General features: G+C 38.8%; 14 protein-coding genes. 2 read left to right on the plus strand and 12 right to left on the minus strand.

Annotation, left to right across the window (positions count from 1 at the left end; all coding sequences use genetic code 11):
* Nucleotides 1-119 precede the first annotated feature (119 nt).
* The 11 genes from BUB77_RS03385 to BUB77_RS03435 form a co-directional block, all read right to left on the minus strand.
* Entirely contained in the window at nt 120-2,480 is a 2,361-nt protein-coding gene (locus BUB77_RS03385) for an ABC transporter permease (protein ID WP_073272867.1), read from the minus strand.
* Nucleotides 2,464-3,159: an ABC transporter ATP-binding protein gene (locus BUB77_RS03390; RefSeq protein WP_073272869.1), complete on the minus strand. Its 696-nt coding sequence runs from the start codon at nt 3,157-3,159 to the stop codon at nt 2,464-2,466. The genes BUB77_RS03385 and BUB77_RS03390 overlap by 17 nt, the downstream gene beginning before the upstream one ends.
* 61 nt (nt 3,160-3,220) lie before the next feature.
* The gene (locus tag BUB77_RS03395) at nt 3,221-4,450 is read right to left on the minus strand and encodes a sensor histidine kinase (protein WP_073272871.1); all 1,230 of its coding nucleotides are present in this window, start codon (nt 4,448-4,450) and stop codon (nt 3,221-3,223) included.
* On the minus strand, nt 4,447-5,148 hold the full coding sequence (locus tag BUB77_RS03400) for a response regulator transcription factor (protein ID WP_073272873.1): 702 nt from the start codon (nt 5,146-5,148) through the stop codon (nt 4,447-4,449). Before BUB77_RS03400 ends, BUB77_RS03395 begins: the two co-directional genes overlap by 4 nt.
* Nucleotides 5,138-5,323: a MerR family transcriptional regulator gene (locus BUB77_RS03405; protein ID WP_073272875.1), complete on the minus strand. Its 186-nt coding sequence runs from the start codon at nt 5,321-5,323 to the stop codon at nt 5,138-5,140. Before BUB77_RS03405 ends, BUB77_RS03400 begins: the two co-directional genes overlap by 11 nt.
* 137 nt (nt 5,324-5,460) lie before the next feature.
* Nucleotides 5,461-6,501 (minus strand): ABC transporter permease subunit, encoded by a 1,041-nt coding sequence (locus BUB77_RS03410; RefSeq protein WP_170866569.1) that lies wholly within the window; start codon nt 6,499-6,501, stop codon nt 5,461-5,463.
* 2 nt (nt 6,502-6,503) lie between these two features.
* On the minus strand, nt 6,504-7,577 hold the full coding sequence (locus BUB77_RS03415; protein ID WP_073272876.1) for an ABC transporter permease: 1,074 nt from the start codon (nt 7,575-7,577) through the stop codon (nt 6,504-6,506).
* Entirely contained in the window at nt 7,574-9,088 is a 1,515-nt protein-coding gene (locus BUB77_RS03420; protein WP_073272877.1) for a sugar ABC transporter ATP-binding protein, read from the minus strand. Before BUB77_RS03420 ends, BUB77_RS03415 begins: the two co-directional genes overlap by 4 nt.
* A 173-nt stretch (nt 9,089-9,261) precedes the next feature.
* Nucleotides 9,262-10,350 (minus strand): ABC transporter substrate-binding protein, encoded by a 1,089-nt coding sequence (locus BUB77_RS03425; RefSeq protein ID WP_073272879.1) that lies wholly within the window; start codon nt 10,348-10,350, stop codon nt 9,262-9,264.
* A gap of 136 nt (nt 10,351-10,486) precedes the next feature.
* Nucleotides 10,487-11,914: a sensor histidine kinase gene (locus BUB77_RS03430; RefSeq protein ID WP_073272881.1), complete on the minus strand. Its 1,428-nt coding sequence runs from the start codon at nt 11,912-11,914 to the stop codon at nt 10,487-10,489.
* Nucleotides 11,881-13,542 carry a response regulator gene (locus tag BUB77_RS03435; protein WP_073272883.1) on the minus strand — a complete coding sequence of 554 codons (1,662 nt, stop codon included), beginning with the start codon at nt 13,540-13,542 and terminating at the stop codon, nt 11,881-11,883. Before BUB77_RS03435 ends, BUB77_RS03430 begins: the two co-directional genes overlap by 34 nt.
* A gap of 317 nt (nt 13,543-13,859) precedes the next feature.
* Here BUB77_RS03435 and BUB77_RS03440 point away from each other — a divergent pair, with 317 nt between their 5' ends.
* Together BUB77_RS03440 and BUB77_RS03445 are read left to right on the plus strand one after the other, a co-directional pair.
* Complete coding sequence (locus BUB77_RS03440) at nt 13,860-14,708, plus strand: Ig-like domain-containing protein (protein WP_073272885.1); 849 nt, start codon at nt 13,860-13,862, stop codon at nt 14,706-14,708.
* A 362-nt stretch (nt 14,709-15,070) separates the two neighbouring features.
* Nucleotides 15,071-15,892 carry a DUF4097 family beta strand repeat-containing protein gene (locus tag BUB77_RS03445; protein WP_073272887.1) on the plus strand — a complete coding sequence of 274 codons (822 nt, stop codon included), beginning with the start codon at nt 15,071-15,073 and terminating at the stop codon, nt 15,890-15,892.
* Nucleotides 15,893-16,169: 277 nt separating this feature from the next.
* On the opposite strand, the gene BUB77_RS03450 is transcribed toward BUB77_RS03445, so the two are convergent.
* Nucleotides 16,170-16,373 (minus strand): transposase (locus tag BUB77_RS03450; protein WP_139241091.1); only part of this gene is annotated, 204 nt, incomplete at its 5' end.

The raw sequence follows: 16,373 nt of genomic DNA on the forward strand, positions 1-16,373 counted from the left end.
TATTCTATAAAATATTACCATATTTTTTTGTAGTCTGCTAATTCATTTGAATTTAGGCTTACATTTCCGTAAACTGAAAATGGCCCCATTAAACGGAGCCATTTAGAAAGTATTTATTATTATTGTGCACTGATGGTATCTACAATTGACATATCGCGAATTCGTTTTACCGGGCCTCGTACGGCTAAGATAACAGACAAAAATACGATTGCTATTATGATGGCAATTTCTGCGAATGGAATATTCCATTGTTCGCCCCAGTGAAAGGTTACAAGACTTGCATACAAAAACTTGTTCAGTATTAATCCGATAATACCGCCGCAAACACTTCCTGTGATTGCATAAGTTGAAGCCTCAGCAATGATCATTTTTATCAGCTGCCGATTACTTAAGCCGATGGCACGAAATGCACCATATTGTTTCATACGAGCCGTAACGCTCATTGCAATGCTGTTTACTATGTTGAATATTGTAATAAGCGCAATCAGAGCCATAAACCCATAGATAAACAATCCAAAGGAGTAGTAAGAGCCGATTACACTGCGATTGCCCGCGCGTTTATCAGAAAAGGTAACCTTTGTACCAGCTAATCTATGAATTTTATCAATGTCGTTTTCTGTTGCCTTCTTAGACAACTGCAAATCGATAATCGTATAATCCCTTTGGCCGGTCAGCTGCCGGAAGGTATTTTCAGAACAGATAATCATTCCGACGTCAGGGGCGTTGTTAAAAGGGGTTGAAGAAAGCGAACCGACAATTTTTATATCAGCTGAATTATTTTCTGTGTGCAGGGTGACAGTATCACCAACTTTTGTGTTATTCTGCTGTTCAAAAACTATCAGTCCAGTGTTGTTCACGTTTTGAACCGTGTCCAATGAGCCCTCCAGCAAATAGTCCTTTGCCCACTTGAATTGGTTTTCCTCATAAGAAATCAAATCAATCTTTTTTTCTTCCCCATTTACCGTGACTGGCACGTCATATGCGAACCTTCGACCGTATGCCCGTTTGACCGCCGGATTTTCTTGAATTTTTTGTAACAAGGTGCCGCTGATAGAACAGGTATTGTCAGTGCTGATAATGGATAAATCCGGTGTCCACGGCTTCAAAGGTGTAAGCGCATGGTGCATAAAATCAATCGTGACCGAAAACGAAAGAAAAAGTATGATACTCAGTGAAAAAGAACCTACCATCAAAATAAAATTCTTCCTGCTTGCTTTTGCATGATGAAAACCAAGGGCGGTATCTATTTTAAATAATGTAGTATTAGCGGCTTTGCGCACAGGCTGTAAAGAATTTGCATTTCCTGATACGGCTGCTAACGGCGAGACTCCGGCTGCTTTTTTTGCCGGGGAACGAGCGGCAAGGAGAACGGTCAGAATACCCACGCAGATACCGGCCATGATACTTGGCAGACTTATTCCAAAGGCAGGCATCCCTATAAAGTATTCCGGACTAAGATAACGCAGCATAGCGCACAAGACCCAGATTACAACAATTCCCGTTGAAACACCTAACGGAATCGCAAATTTACACCAGCCAAGGGCTTCCTTTCGGACGAATCGCATAACTTGCTTTGGAGTTGCACCAATGCAGCGCATCATACCAAAAAATTCAGTACGCTGTGCGACATTGCTGTTCAGGCTGCTTGCAATCATCATAATGCCAGCCAGTAAAACCAGTATAAATAGAACAGCAGCCGAACTATATATTTGCAGCATAAAAGAATTACCGCTTTGGCCAAGTAAGCCGAGCAGCTTTGTATTTTCCGAAACCTGTTTATCCGAAAGTCCAAGCTGAGACTTTATGTCACTGATTGTATTCTGTATATTACAATGAGTGGAAAACTGCACGTAAAAGATGCTATTATAATCCGCTGGTTCACCGTTTGAAACTTCGGGAAATATAGAACGAAATTCCTTGGTTGTCAAGCCAACTGCGTAAGAATCCTCTTCCATTGTCTTGGAAAAATCTTGTAGAAATCCGGATATTTCAAATTCAAGACTTGTTCCACCAGGCGTATCTATTGAAATCTGATCTCCGATTTGTAACCCGAGCATCGTCTTTGCGTTTTCAGTTACCAGGGCCTCATTGTCTTTTTGAGGAAACGCTCCGTCCTGAATGGCTTTGGTCTGCATTTTGGTAATCCAGTCTTTATCACTTCCCATAATGGCCACATTCTTACCGGATAAAGTATAGTCCTGATTCCCTCTATAATTAAGAATGCCATACCATGAAGAAGCGGTTACCTCGGGGCGTGCCGAAATCAGTTTTGCCTGCTCTTCGCTTATGTTTCTAAACGCTGTATGCCAATTACCATCCTCCATACGTGCCTGCATAATCTGACTGCGTATAAACATATCGGCCATGCCGAAAATAGCGGTTACCAAGAACACGGCTAAAACAATGCAAAATACGGACATTCTGTTTTGCCTTTTATGTACTTTGGCTGAGATGGGAACAAGATCAAGATAACTTTTCATTCTCTTTCCCTCCCAAATCTGTCAGCACACCATCCGAAACGCGCAATACACGATCTACCGAGGCAGTCAGATTATTATTATGTGTAATCATTAGAATCGTCTGTTGATAGTGGCGTGATGCCTTAACCAGTAAATCGATTACATCCTGACTGTTTTTACTGTCAAGGTTTCCGGTCGGCTCATCGGCAAGTATCAATTTCGGTCTTGTGATAAGTGCCCGTCCGATTGCAACACGCTGCTGCTGTCCTCCGGATAATTGGCTTGGCAAGTGATGACGGCGTTCTTTCAGCCCTAAGACTTCTAAAATCTCATTCACTGCCGATTGCTCCGGCTTACGGTAATCAAGAAGAATCGGAAACATGATATTTTGCTCAACAGTCAATTCAGAAACTAACTGGAAGGACTGAAATACAAAGCCAATATTACGCCGCCTGAAAATGGTACGCTGTTCCTCTTTCATGGAAAACAGATCTTTCCCGTCCATATAGATGCTTCCAGCGGTGGGGGTATCCAAGGCTCCGATACAATTTAGCAGTGTACTTTTACCTGAACCGGATTCACCGACTACTGCTGCGAATTCTCCCTGTTCCAATATAAAAGAAACATTTTTTAAGGCGTTGACCTGATTTTCACCTTTTCCGTAAGTTTTAGATAAATGCTGCACTTTTAAAATTTCCATTCAAGTACCTCCTTTCCCGCTAAGAATAACAGGTACACCTTACAATCGGGTGAATAACAGCTTACATTTCCGTAAGGAAGGAAAGCGTAAAAACAGTTCCCTCATGCCAGGTGCTTTGAACAGAAATGATACCGCCTTGCCCCTCTACAATGGATTTTGTCAGTGACAGGCCGAGACCCACTCCCTGCATATCCATAGATTTTTTACTGCGGTAAAAACGCTTGAAGATATGATGCAAATCCTCCGGGGAAATTCCCTTGCCATTATCAGATATCAATATGCGGATCATTGCAGGGGTTCGGTTCCAGGAAATATGGATTTTTCCTCCGGAGTCCGTATGATCCAAAGCGTTTTTTACAATATTTCCAATTGCTTCGCTTGTCCACTGCTTATCACAAAGGACTGCTTCTTCCGGTGATTCGTCTATTATAATTTCTTTTCCCTCACTGTCTGCCCGTGTTGTCAGCTCGCTGATTGCTTGATAAATTAACTCTGCTATACGGCAGCTTTCCTTTTCAAAGACAATACTGCCTGCGTCTAAACGGGTAATTTTCAGCATGGCTTGAATAAGCTGTTCCATCCGATTCAGCGCCAAGCCTGTCTTTTCAGAATACTCTGTCACAGTTTCAATATTATCCGGTTCATCGGAAATGATTTCGTGATACATGGCAAGTGCAGCAAGGGGTGTTTTCAGCTGATGTGATATATCTGAAATCGTATTTTTCAAAAACTCTTTTGCTTTATGCCCAGCTTCGTTTTTTGATTGCAGTATTGTAGCAAGCTGGTCTACAGAAGCAAAGAGACGATAAATGGTTCCCTCATTCATTTGGGGCATGTGGCAAGAAAAATCCCCCTCAGTAAAACAGGTAATTACTTTTGCCGCCTGGAGATAAAGCTGCTCCCTTTTCCATAAGAAAATAAATGTCCCAATAAAAAGCAATATCGTTAAGAATGCCCCTGCAAGCAGCAGGGAATAACTTGATACCTGCTGAAACTCAGCTATAAAAGGAAGAAATCTTATCGCAGTATGTTCTGTTACACCAATATTAGCAAGCAAAACTGTTCCCTCCGGACTGCTGACAGTATTCATAACTGCTTTGGCAATCACAGCTTTGGAAACGCCCTGCTCTATAAGAGAAGTCACAATTGCCCTATCATGTGATAGGAATAAATTTTGCATGGCCTTTTCCTGCACTGCATTCAATCCCATGCCGAAAAGAAAAAGCAGCAAAGCGAAGGAAAAAAGAAAGATACCAAAATATCTTATCTGTTTATCTCGAACAAGGTTCATACAGATACCTCGTTCCATTGATATCCAAATCCACGAACCGTTATTAAATGCTCAGGGTGAGATGGATCAACTTCAATTTTTTCACGAAGCCGCCGTACATAAACGGAAAGCGTATTGTCGTCTACGAAGTCGCCTGTACTGTCCCACAGCTCATTTAAAATACTATTGCGTGTTGTTACCCGATTAACATTTCTTACCAGCAAGCAAATTAGACGATATTCTGCACTTGTTAAATCCAGTGTTTTTCCTCTCAACAGAACACGGCTTCCTAAAAGATCAATTGAAACATCACCATACTCAATAACCGTGTTATTGTTTTGATTTGATATGCCGGTTCGACGCAGTAAAGCACGAATCCGGGAACACAATTCTCCTAACTTAAACGGCTTTGTTACATAATCATCACCGCCGCTGTCTAATCCCCTGATAACATTAACCTCTTCATCAGAAGCGGTCAAAAATATAATAGGTATCTGTTTTCCCTGTTTCCTAACTTTTTCACAAACTTCAAAGCCTGTCCCATCCGGCAATGTTACATCAAGAATCAGTAAGTCATATGCACCAATCTCAGGCAGATGGCTCATAGCTTCTTCTACCGTACGGACAAGTTCAACATCAAATCCATTACGATTTAACGAATATTTCAACCCATCCACTAAACTAATATCATCTTCTAAAAGTAAAATTCTATTTCTCATCGTCCATCTTCCTTTTTCGCTTATCAACTGGCTTTTCAGCATCCTTTGGTATCGCCCATGCATGACCGAAGCGAACAGCACCATCTATTCTGTTTTCTTCGCAGAGCTTCTGAATTCTGCGTTCTGAAATCCCCCATTTAATTGCTGCCTGCTGTACGGATATATAATCAAGCATTTATAGTCCTCCATAAGATATCTTTATCTCAGTATATACGCAGAACCGAACAAAATCAAGTGAAGGATTCCTACTATATTTTGAGGGAAGTCTCCCATGCCGAAGACTCCCCCCTATTTGAAATTTTTTCTCTGATATCATGAACCTGTCTTCTTTTTCCTTTTCTTTTTTGAAAATGAAATAATTGACTGCAATACAATAAAGAAACACAGCAAGGTCGATAATGCTATTCTCACCCACCAGCTGGATAACGTTCCCTGGGTGGTAATCAGGCTGGTTATTGTTCCTTTGATTAAAACGCCAAATAAAGTTCCTACTGCCGTTCCTACTCCTCCGCTTAAAAGAGTACCGCCGATGACAGCTGCCGATATGGCATCCATCTCCATTCCCTTTGCCTGCTCAACAAAACCGGCCCCGCTGTTCAGGCAGAATAAAAAACCTCCCAGTCCGGCTAAAAAACCATTTAATATATATGCCTCAAATTTGGTCTTTTTTACATTAAGCCCCATCATTAGAGCGCTCTGCTGACTTCCTCCTATTGCATACAATCTCCGTCCGAATTTTGTATATTTTAGCATAATGGTAATTAAAATAACTGCAGCAAGTGCTATGATTACCGTAGGATAAATATAGGCAGGCTGGTATATTCCTTTCTTATTCACTGTTCCAAAAGGTAAATACAGCTTATAATTTGCCCATTTGAGAAACAATTCATTTTTAATCGATATCATTTCCGTACTAATGACAGCCGTCATTCCACGTGCGAAAAACATACCCGCCAGTGTCACAATAAATGGTTGAATATCTAAATAGGCAACAAGATACCCCTGAACAATACCATATACTATTCCGATACCAATTGAAGCTGCTACTGCCGTATATACACTAAGTCCTTTATTTTCCATCGAGTACGCTGCTGCCATACAAACCAAAGCAGTGACGGAACCAACTGAAATATCAATACCTCCGGTAATCATAACCACCGTCATACCGCAGCCAATTACTAAAAGCCCTGCATTTGATATAAACAGGTTCAGAAACATCTGAGGCTTTGCAAATCCCTTATCCTGATAAATAATCATTCCGGCTATGTACATTAACAGAAACATAAGAACCGTAACCATAAGCAAAAATGAGTTACTGTTAAGCTTTGTCTTTCCCTTTATTTTATTCATCATCTCTACTGCCCACCTTCTATCGCTTTAGATGCTTTCCTTATTTTTAAGCCTGCAAGCTGTTTCTTAAATGTGCTGCTTTGAAGTACAACAATGATAATAACTACAATAGCCTTATATACCGGAAGCTGGTCTGCCGATACATTCATAGCATATAGTGTCGTAGTTAAAGCCTGTATGGTGTACGCTCCAATAACCGAGCCCATTAAGCTGAACTTACCGCCACTTAAGATATTACCGCCCAAGGCAACTGCCAATATGGCATCCATCTCCATATTCAAGCCGATATTATTAGCATCTGCAGAATAGATACGGCTGGAAGCAACAATTCCTGCAACTCCTGCCAGGACACTGCAAATGATATAGGTAAGGAATTTAATCTTTGTTGAATTCAGCCCAACCAGTCTGGATGCCCTGCCATTCACACCTACACTTTCAATATATAATCCCAAAGCTGTCTTTTTCAGTATCAGATATACAATGCTTACCATGATAACCGCAAAAAATATGGGAGTTGGAACCGGACAGCTGCCAATATAACCTCCCATTGTTTTATAGCTGTCTACCCGTATATAAGTAATCTGTCCTTTCGTTATCAGCTGTGCTATTCCTCTGCCTGCTGTATATAAAATCAAGGTTGCGACCATCGGCTGAATATGCAGCCTGGATACCAAAAAACCGTTAAAAGCACCGCATAACAAAGCTACTGCCAATGCTATCAAAATTGCCAGTAGCAAAGGATTATCGAATGTGTTTGTCGTAACTTTCCCTCCGGAAAGGATCTGGCAGCAAACAGCTGCAGCCACAGCCATAACTGCTCCCACACTGATATCCTGCCCTCCGGAAGCTGCCGTAACAAGGGTCATACCAATTGCAAGAATGACCAGCTCAGAAGCACGGTTGATAATATCAATTAAATAACCGTATAAAACCCCATTCTTTATGGATATCTCAAAAAAATCCGGTGTTTTTATCACATTAACCAATAAAACCAGGACTAAGCAGATAAATGGCATAAACAAACGACGCCCTGATAGCTTCCTGAAGCCTGATTTAAAATTTTTACAGGTAATATTCATCTGTCCTCTCCTCCGGCTATTGTCTTCATGATTGTCTCCTGTGTCAGCTGGTCTCCACTAATTTCACCGATTTTTTTTCCATCCCTGAGTACAACCATTCTGGAACAGGTACGAAGCATTTCCTCAACTTCAGAAGATATAAAGGAAACTGCTTTTCCTTCCTCCGCCAATTCAAGCACTAATTTTTGAATTTCTGTTTTTGTACCAATATCAATACCGCGGGTTGGTTCGTCCAATATTAAATATTCCGGATTAGTTAGAAGCCATCTTCCTATTATTACCTTTTGCTGATTGCCTCCTGACAAACTTTTGACAGGCGTTTCCCTGCCGGCTGTTTTGATATTTAATAAATCAATGTATTTATCTGCCGCTTCTTCCATCTCTTTTTTACTCATCGGCTTAAACATTCCTCTTTTGGCCTGTAAGGCAATAATAATATTTTCACGTACGGATAAATCCGGAATGATACCTTCTTTTTTACGGTCTTCCGGCAGGTAACTCATTCCGAGCTTCATAGCATCCAAAGGCGTATTAATTTTCACTTCTTTTCCTTTGAAAATCAGCTTACCGCTATCCGGCTTATCTGCTCCATATATGACTCGTACAAGCTCTGAACGCCCGGATCCTAAAAGCCCGGTTAAACCGATTACTTCTCCCTTATTTATTTCTAAATGAAACGGTTTTATTGAACCCGCATGACCTAAACCGTCTGCCACAATAAGGGATTCTTCTTCTGTAAATTTTTTTTGTTCACTCTTAATATCTGCAAGGTCATCAATATCTTTCCCCATCATTTTCGCTACCAATTGTATGCGAGGTAATTTCTCAGTAACATATTCACCTACTAACTCACCATTTCTTAAAACGGTTATCCGGTCACAAATGGCATAGACCTGTTCAAGAAAATGTGTTACAAATATGATTCCTACACCTTCGCCACGTAAATGCCTCATCAAATCAAATAACTTCTCTACTTCGTCTTCATCAAGAGAAGAAGTCGGTTCATCAAGAATTAATACTTTACATTTCATGTCTATAGCACGTGCTATTGCAATCATCTGCTGAATAGCTATGGAACATTCTTCTAACATTTGTGCCGAAGAAACATCAATCTTTAATTTCTTAAGTAATACCTCCGACCTTTGATTCATCGTCTTCCAGTCAATCATTCCAGCCTTTCTGGGCTCTCGTCCGATGAATAGATTTTCTGCCACAGTCAGATTAGGACATAAATTCACTTCCTGGTATACCGTACTAATCCCATTCCCCTGTGCTTCCTGAGGAGAATGATTTATAATTGCTTTGTTAATTCCATCAATATGTATTTCTCCGGACTCTAATTCATGTACTCCGGTAAGTACCTTAATCAAGGTTGATTTGCCGGCACCATTTTCTCCCATTAATGCATGGATTTCACCCTTGCGTAAACAAAAATTCACATTTGATAAGGCCTTCACACCGGGGAAGGACTTACTGAGATTATCTATTTTCAATACTACATTTTGATCCATTTTTAAGCACCTGCCTTCTTATGGACATAACTAATTAAAATAATTACGTCAACTGCCTTCTTTCAGATGAGCTTTCTCTATAATTTCTTATGAAAATAGCACGATATAGTCCATCCAACCGAATATACTATATCGTGCCACCACACATTTTTATCCTACAGGCATCCTTTAACTTAATAGGCTCGCTGAGCTGCTAAATCCTTGGTTACCTGAGTCACAGGATAATCAACTCCATCAATCTTAATTGATGGTACAGAATTTTCAAATGAAAAGATACCTTCCTCTACATACTTTTGTTTATCAACTGTTTTGCCGCTTTGAAGATCCTTGATAATTTCTTCTACTCTTGGCCCATGAAGCGGATTACATTCGGTATTAAGTGTTATCTTTCCATTCAGGGTATCACTCAGTCCGGCATTGGTACTGTCAAAGGACATTACGATCATATCACCATCTACTCCTACCTTATAGCCTGCTGCCTCAATAGCATCAATTGCCCCGAAGGCTTCATTGTCGTTTTCACAATAAACTACATCAATTTTGTCTCCATATTGTTTCAGTAAGGATTCCATAACCTCTTGTCCCTTTGCCTGGGTAAATTCACCAGTTGTTTTTGCAAGAAGTTTCCAGCTGCTATGCTGTTTTACTGCATCCTCAAGGCCTTTGGTACGTCCAATCTGAGCAGAAGCGCCAATAGTTCCCTGGATATCAACGATATTAACTTCATCCTTATCCTTTCCAGCAGCTTTTAAATAGGCATCCAGCCACGCTGCGGCTTTCTTGCCTTCCAGCTCAAAGTTAGAGCCGACCCATGCCGTATACAGACTATCATCCGATACATTTACCATACGGTCAACAATGATTACCGGAATTCCTGCATCCTTTGCCTCCTGCAATACCGTGTCCCAGCCGGTTTCTGTTACAGGTGCAAGTACTATGTAATCCACTTCCTGCTGAATAAAGTTTCTAATAGCTGCGATCTGGTTTTCCTGTTTCTGTTGTGCGTCATCAAATATAAGTTCATAACCATTTGCCTCACTAAAGGTTGACTTCATTGACTCCGTATTTGCGGTACGCCAGTCGGATTCCGCTCCCACCTGAGAAAAACCGACAGTAATCAAATCCTTACTTTTGGAAGTGTCTGTGGGTGCTTTGGCATCCGGCGTGCTCCCTGCATTTACATCTTTTGAGTTGGAGCCGCATGCTGTAAAGGTTAATATCATGCAGAATACCATCAACGCAGCAATCATTCTTTTTTTCATTGTAAATCCTCCCATTACTTATTTTTTATTTCTAAACATTATTATAAATATATTTATTAAAACATCCATTAAGATTCTTATGGATTAAGTTCAATAATTTCTCCACTTTTTTTATGCCTTATTTTATATCATTTTTTTATGATAAATGTTCAATTTTTTCAGGTACTCTAACTTGAACAGTCGTCCCCTTACCATATTCCGAATTTATGGTAATGCCATAGGAATCACCATAATAAAGTTTAACTCTTTCATGGACGGCACTCAATCCAAACCCTATACGTTCGGAGTGTAAAAGAGCATTTTTAATAGCTTCAAGCTTATCCGGCTGCATACCGATACCATTATCTGTAACAGTCAGGAGTATGTCCTCTCCTTTTACCTCTCCGGTAATACTAATCTTACTCATTCCTCTTTTTTCCTTTACCCCATGATACAATGCATTTTCAGCAAGGGGCTGTATGGTCAGTTTGGGTACCTTTACTCCTTTTAGCTCTTCCGGTATATCAATACTGTATTCTAAAATATCCTGATACCGGACTTTCTGAATATCAAGATAGCTGTTTGTATGCATAATCTCTTCGCCTAACGTAATAATATCATTACCCTTTGACAGCATTGTTCTGAAAAAGACAGATAGATTTGTAAGCATATTGACGGCTTCTTCATATTGTCCGGACTCAACGAGCCATACAATCGTATCCAGGGTATTATATAAAAAATGTGGATTTATTTGAGCCTGAAGCAGCTGCAGCTGCGTTTTATGCTGCAGTTCTTCCTCTTCTTTTGCACTCTTAAGTAATTGACTTATCTGCTTAGACATTTTTTGAATTCCCGAATTAAGCTGAGCAATTTCAACATAATCCGAATTTATCTGAGGCAATGTAAATTCTCCGCCTCCAACAAGATTAATGTTCTTACATAATTCACCTATTGGTACGGTGACACTCTTCGAGAATCTAAGCCCGTAATGCAATAAAAAGAGTATTGTTCCGCAAACGAATAATACCGCCAGGAGTATTACCATCCTGATATTATTAGCCATCTTTTTTTCAAGAGAAGCCATATACCCTGCTTCATAATAAATATAATCAATTATCTTGCCCTGAATCAGTTTTGTCAGGACATAAATATTATTTTCCAGCTGTACCTGTCTGCTGTCATAATCCTTCGTATTTTTTATCATATACATCTTTTTTTCAAGATTATCACAATACTCCAGAATGTTTTGAAGAGTCCTGGTACTTTCCTTTCGATAGGTCGTCTGCCTTAAAGAGTCCGCAAGTTTTATCGCATCTTCTACATCTGATATGGGCAGGGTCGTCTGCTGCTTACTTCCAACTGTATAATAATACATTTTAAGGTCGATTGTTTCTTTAAAATCCATGCTGAACTTGCTGCTTAAACTTACATTACGTGTTATCTGTACATACTGCATCTCATAATACCCAAGAAACAGTAGAGCCAGTAATACCCAGAATGCAAGAGGGAAAAGCATATTCAGAATAATTCGTTTTAATTTTTTGCTCAGGCTTACCGGGGCAACTCTGCTCCTTTGCAATCCCATGTATACCCCTCCTTTTTATTCCGATAATCACTTGGCGTACATCCCTGCGTCTTTTTGAACAAAAAGCTGAAATAATGAGAATCCTTATAACCTACCTCTAACGCAATCTCACCAGAACGTTTATCCGTACATCGAAGAAGCTGCTTTGCTTTGTTCATTCGCAGTTCCGTCAAATACTCAATGAAGGTTTTATTCATTTCCTGGCTGAATAAGGCACTGAAATGATTCGCACTGACATTTGCCGCATAAGCCGCTTTGTTAAGGGAAATCTTATCATCTGTGTAATTTTTGTTAATATAAGTAATGGCTGATTCCAAAACACGCTTATACCTGCTTTTGGTACTCTCGTCCCGAAGCCTGATTCCCTTTTCAAGGATTTTCTCCATGATATCTTCTACCTCTTTAATTGAAACAATTGCATCCGAACAAATGGATGGAATGAATGGATCATATTCTTCCTTGGAATATCCTAATTTTTGTATAAAACTTACTGCACTGAAATGAAAATTCAAGAGAATATACTGACGGAAGATTCTCGATTTTAATGCCTCTTCCCCTGCCATTTTTACATAATTAGCAGTAAAATCATTCACTTCATCCAGTAAGGCATTGCTTAAAAAATTTAGAATAACCTCCGGATTAATAACACTTACATCAATATTCTTAAGTTCTAAGCCTTCAGAACTTTTACCTGTTTCCTGATAATTTTCTCCATTAGCCCCATAGCGGAATTTATTAAGATATCTGGAAGCAAATGCATGCATTGCTTCCTGGTAGCACTCCGGCAGTAAGCTAAGCCTGTCAACTGTTTTTCCCGTACAGATAAACCAGTCAATATGCCCGCCTCCTTCATGAAAAAACCGCTGCAGGATATGTACGCATTCCTCCGTCTGCTGCGCAATCTTATCACCTTCACCCTTTACAAGAACAGCATAACTAAAAATCTGGTTACGAAAGAGAATATAATCCGGTCTGTTATAAAATAACTCATCCAGGTGATTTTGCAGCTCGGCCATATCTTCAGAATAACCGTCATAAAAGCCCTGATTTCTTTCAGCCGAGTTCATGGAAAACAAAATAATACTATAGCATTGTGCTACAATGTCAATTTGTAATTTTGCAGCCTTTTCATATACTTTATGAAGATTAACATGGCCTGAAATTAAAGTTTCAAAAAAATCTCTTCTGGAATGCTGTTCATATTGCTGTATCTCATTTCTAAATTTTTCATAATAATTCTTTTGAGCATTTTCTGTATCATATTTCACATGAATATCTTCCAAAACTTCAATTAAACTATTACGGCTTATTGGTTTTAAAAGATACCGTTCAACTCCCACTGATATTGCCTGCTGTGCAAATTCAAAATCATCATATCCGCTGATCATTACTATCTTAGTTGCAGGCAGCTCTCTCTTCACTAATTTACTTAATTCAATACCATCCATAAATGGCATTTTAATATCAGTAATTAGTACATCAGGCTCCGTCTTTCTTATCAGCGGCAATGCAATTTCTCCATCTTTTGCTTCCCCAACAAGCTCATAACCATATTCAGACCATGGTATCATCCGGTGTATTCCTTCTCGGATAATTTTTTCATCTTCTACCAAAAAAGCTTTAATCATATTATCCCCCCCTTATTATATAGTGCATTAAAAACCTGGATAAGTTCATTATAACTCTTAAAATCATTTTTTACATTATCTTCTAATTATATAACAGCTAAAGCTATTAAAAGCAGACATTGAACACACTCCTGCCCCTCATTCGTGAGGGGAGATGTTTCCATTATTTTTCCATCTTTCTACTGTTAAAAGCCAGTTTGGTATTTGGCATGGAGTTAGAAAATCGCATCATGGATAGCAAACATGTGTACTTTAATATTGACAAAATTTACATAACAAGGCATAATTAAGGTAGTTTTTACATAGGAGGAATTATCATGAAAAAGTTTTTATCATTATTTCTGGCTCTAGTTATAACAGTTACAATAGCAGGGCCAGCACAGACAATTGATGCTGCATCAAAGTATTCTATTAATAAGACCAATTTGACTCTTTACATAGGTGCGCAGTATTCCTTGAAAATTGATGGGTATTCCAATTTTATAATGTGGAAATCTGACAATCCCAAAGTAGCGTCTGTTACATCAGAAGGCAAGGTAAAAGCTAAAAAGGAAGGAACTGCCGCTATAACAGCTACCATCGGCTCCGGCAGCAATAACAAAAAATTCACATGCACAATCACTGTAAAAAATCGCATTATTACTAATAAGAAGAGTATTACTTGCACATTAGATGAATTTCAAACGCTTAAGGTATCTTTAAAAAATCCTAAATCCGATGAATCATTGGCTGTTATGATTAAAAATCCTAACTTAATTGATACTAAATGGGGCTCATCTAGTAAAGAAAACATTCTTAATATAATTCCTAAAAAAGTTGGTTATACAGAACTAACAATTTGTACGGTGGAAGGCTCTGGATTCGATGAGAAGCTTAATACAGATTCTGGTATTACTGTAGGCGTAACAGTATTAGAAGATAATAGTGGGTGGATTTCACAAAAAGCTCTTAGCAGCTTTGATGTAACCATTTTAAAACTTGAATCCACTATTAACATAGTTTGTGGAGAATCCTCATATAGCTCTAAAGATTATTATATAGAAGATGTCCCAACTGATCTTGATGAAGGGGTTGTATATAATAGTAATGAAATTAGTTATAAATCTGTTAAAGGTAAATTTTATTTTAAGGTAAGCGACTTGAGAAAACTTAAAATTATGAGATAGTGCAGATTATCAACTCCATAATCAAGGTCGCACAAGGAAATAAGTGCTATCTGGTCTACAACGTTTCTTTATAGAAGGATTGAAGAATTAAGTATAAAAAAAATCGTCTCTTGACATATCTAATAATAAGCGAAGCAAATACACTTACATGAATTTGATAATTAATGCATGATATTAGAAAAGGTCGGCACAAAATGACAATATTTTGTGTCGGCCTATTTCTTTTAGCTGAAATCAATTGGAGCAAGTTCTATGCATATTACAGGATAAATCTGAGGAAACTCCAGACAAATATATATTGACATAAAAAGGGGTAATTTGGTAACATTATATCTATATAGAATAACTTGTGGAGAAGGAACATGAACATAAAAATTAAAGCAATCGTATGTATTTTTTTAATACCGTTTTTCATAATAGGGCTTGCAGCCTGCAGCCATATTACATCAGGAGAAATTTCTCAGATTCAAAAAAATGAAGGTGCTCTTACAAACAAAATACGGGAAGAAAATGTGGATAATTTAACGGTACTAGAAATAAAAAATCAAATTGGAAGTATTATCCTCAAGCCTTCCGATGGGGGCCATTTGAAAGTGAGCATGGACGCCAATGTCAAAGCCACAACAAAAGAATTGGCAGAGGAATTGGCAAATAGAGCTCAATTAAACATTTCAAAAAAAGGAAACAAAATTCGTCTTAAAGCAGTCGATGAAAAAAATCAAAAAAAGGATCTTTTCAAATTAAAAGCTCAAAAATACCGATCGACAACCGAGCTTGTTATTGACTATACCGTTGAGGTACCCGCAAATTTACAAGACATACGTATTAGTACCAATACCGGTGATATTGATCTGCAAAATATAAAGGCAGCCTTCGATGTGAATTGTGGTGTTGGAAGTATCCATTCTTCTCAGAATATAGGGATTCTTGGAAATTCCAATTTTACTGTCACCACCGGAATGGTGGATATAAAATTGACAGAGCTGAGCAATACGAAAGAAGTCAATGCGAAAATCACTACGGGTGACATAAATATTTTACTACCCCAAGATGCCCGATGTACCATAGAAACAAAAGGATTTATGCAAGCAAAAGAGCAGCGCGTAATGAATGGTGGAGGAGCGATGGTGAAAGCAAAAGCCTCAATGGGAAATGTTTATGTTACAACCGATTCCTCAAATTAGATCTATATCAATTAACATTTCATAATTATTTATCTGATTAAATGTAAGTGCCTAATTTTAGGGTGGATTCCATCCACCTCCATTTATCTTTATAATTGTTAGCAGGAAATGCGAGTGTGTGAAGAAAAGTCTGTAAATGCTGATCTTCTATGATAATAGCCGGTCTGAAGGCTTAGCGATAAGCTTTCAGACCTTGTTTTATATATAACATCACATGCTGATACATGTCAATAGCAGGCGGATATTTCGCCTGTAAAAAATACGTATGAATAAATGATTATTCAGGTAGCCGTCCTTCATACATGATACTGAGTTCACCGTAGACCTGTCCCCAGTTCCTAAGTGGCATATTCCATTTCTTGGTTGCCTCAAAAGTAGATAAATACAGGGCTTTCAGAAGTGCGCTATCACTAGGAAATACGCTTCTTTGGCGGTTTAGCTTCCGGTAAGTTGCATTCAGGCTTTCAATAGCATTAGTAGT

This window comes from Anaerocolumna jejuensis DSM 15929 (assembly GCF_900142215.1).
Lineage (GTDB): Bacteria > Bacillota > Clostridia > Lachnospirales > Lachnospiraceae > Anaerocolumna > Anaerocolumna jejuensis.

Coding starts and splice junctions, on each gene's coding strand:
- BUB77_RS03385 (WP_073272867.1), bottom strand. CDS start 2,480: ATGAAAAGTTATCTTGATCTTGTTCCCATCTCAGCCAAAGTACATAAA.
- BUB77_RS03390 (WP_073272869.1), bottom strand. CDS start 3,159: ATGGAAATTTTAAAAGTGCAGCATTTATCTAAAACTTACGGAAAAGGT.
- BUB77_RS03395 (WP_073272871.1), bottom strand. CDS start 4,450: ATGAACCTTGTTCGAGATAAACAGATAAGATATTTTGGTATCTTTCTT.
- BUB77_RS03400 (WP_073272873.1), bottom strand. CDS start 5,148: ATGAGAAATAGAATTTTACTTTTAGAAGATGATATTAGTTTAGTGGAT.
- BUB77_RS03405 (WP_073272875.1), bottom strand. CDS start 5,323: ATGCTTGATTATATATCCGTACAGCAGGCAGCAATTAAATGGGGGATT.
- BUB77_RS03410 (WP_170866569.1), bottom strand. CDS start 6,501: ATGATGAATAAAATAAAGGGAAAGACAAAGCTTAACAGTAACTCATTT.
- BUB77_RS03415 (WP_073272876.1), bottom strand. CDS start 7,577: ATGAATATTACCTGTAAAAATTTTAAATCAGGCTTCAGGAAGCTATCA.
- BUB77_RS03420 (WP_073272877.1), bottom strand. CDS start 9,088: ATGGATCAAAATGTAGTATTGAAAATAGATAATCTCAGTAAGTCCTTC.
- BUB77_RS03425 (WP_073272879.1), bottom strand. CDS start 10,350: ATGAAAAAAAGAATGATTGCTGCGTTGATGGTATTCTGCATGATATTA.
- BUB77_RS03430 (WP_073272881.1), bottom strand. CDS start 11,914: ATGGGATTGCAAAGGAGCAGAGTTGCCCCGGTAAGCCTGAGCAAAAAA.
- BUB77_RS03435 (WP_073272883.1), bottom strand. CDS start 13,542: ATGATTAAAGCTTTTTTGGTAGAAGATGAAAAAATTATCCGAGAAGGA.
- BUB77_RS03440 (WP_073272885.1), top strand. CDS start 13,860: ATGAAAAAGTTTTTATCATTATTTCTGGCTCTAGTTATAACAGTTACA.
- BUB77_RS03445 (WP_073272887.1), top strand. CDS start 15,071: ATGAACATAAAAATTAAAGCAATCGTATGTATTTTTTTAATACCGTTT.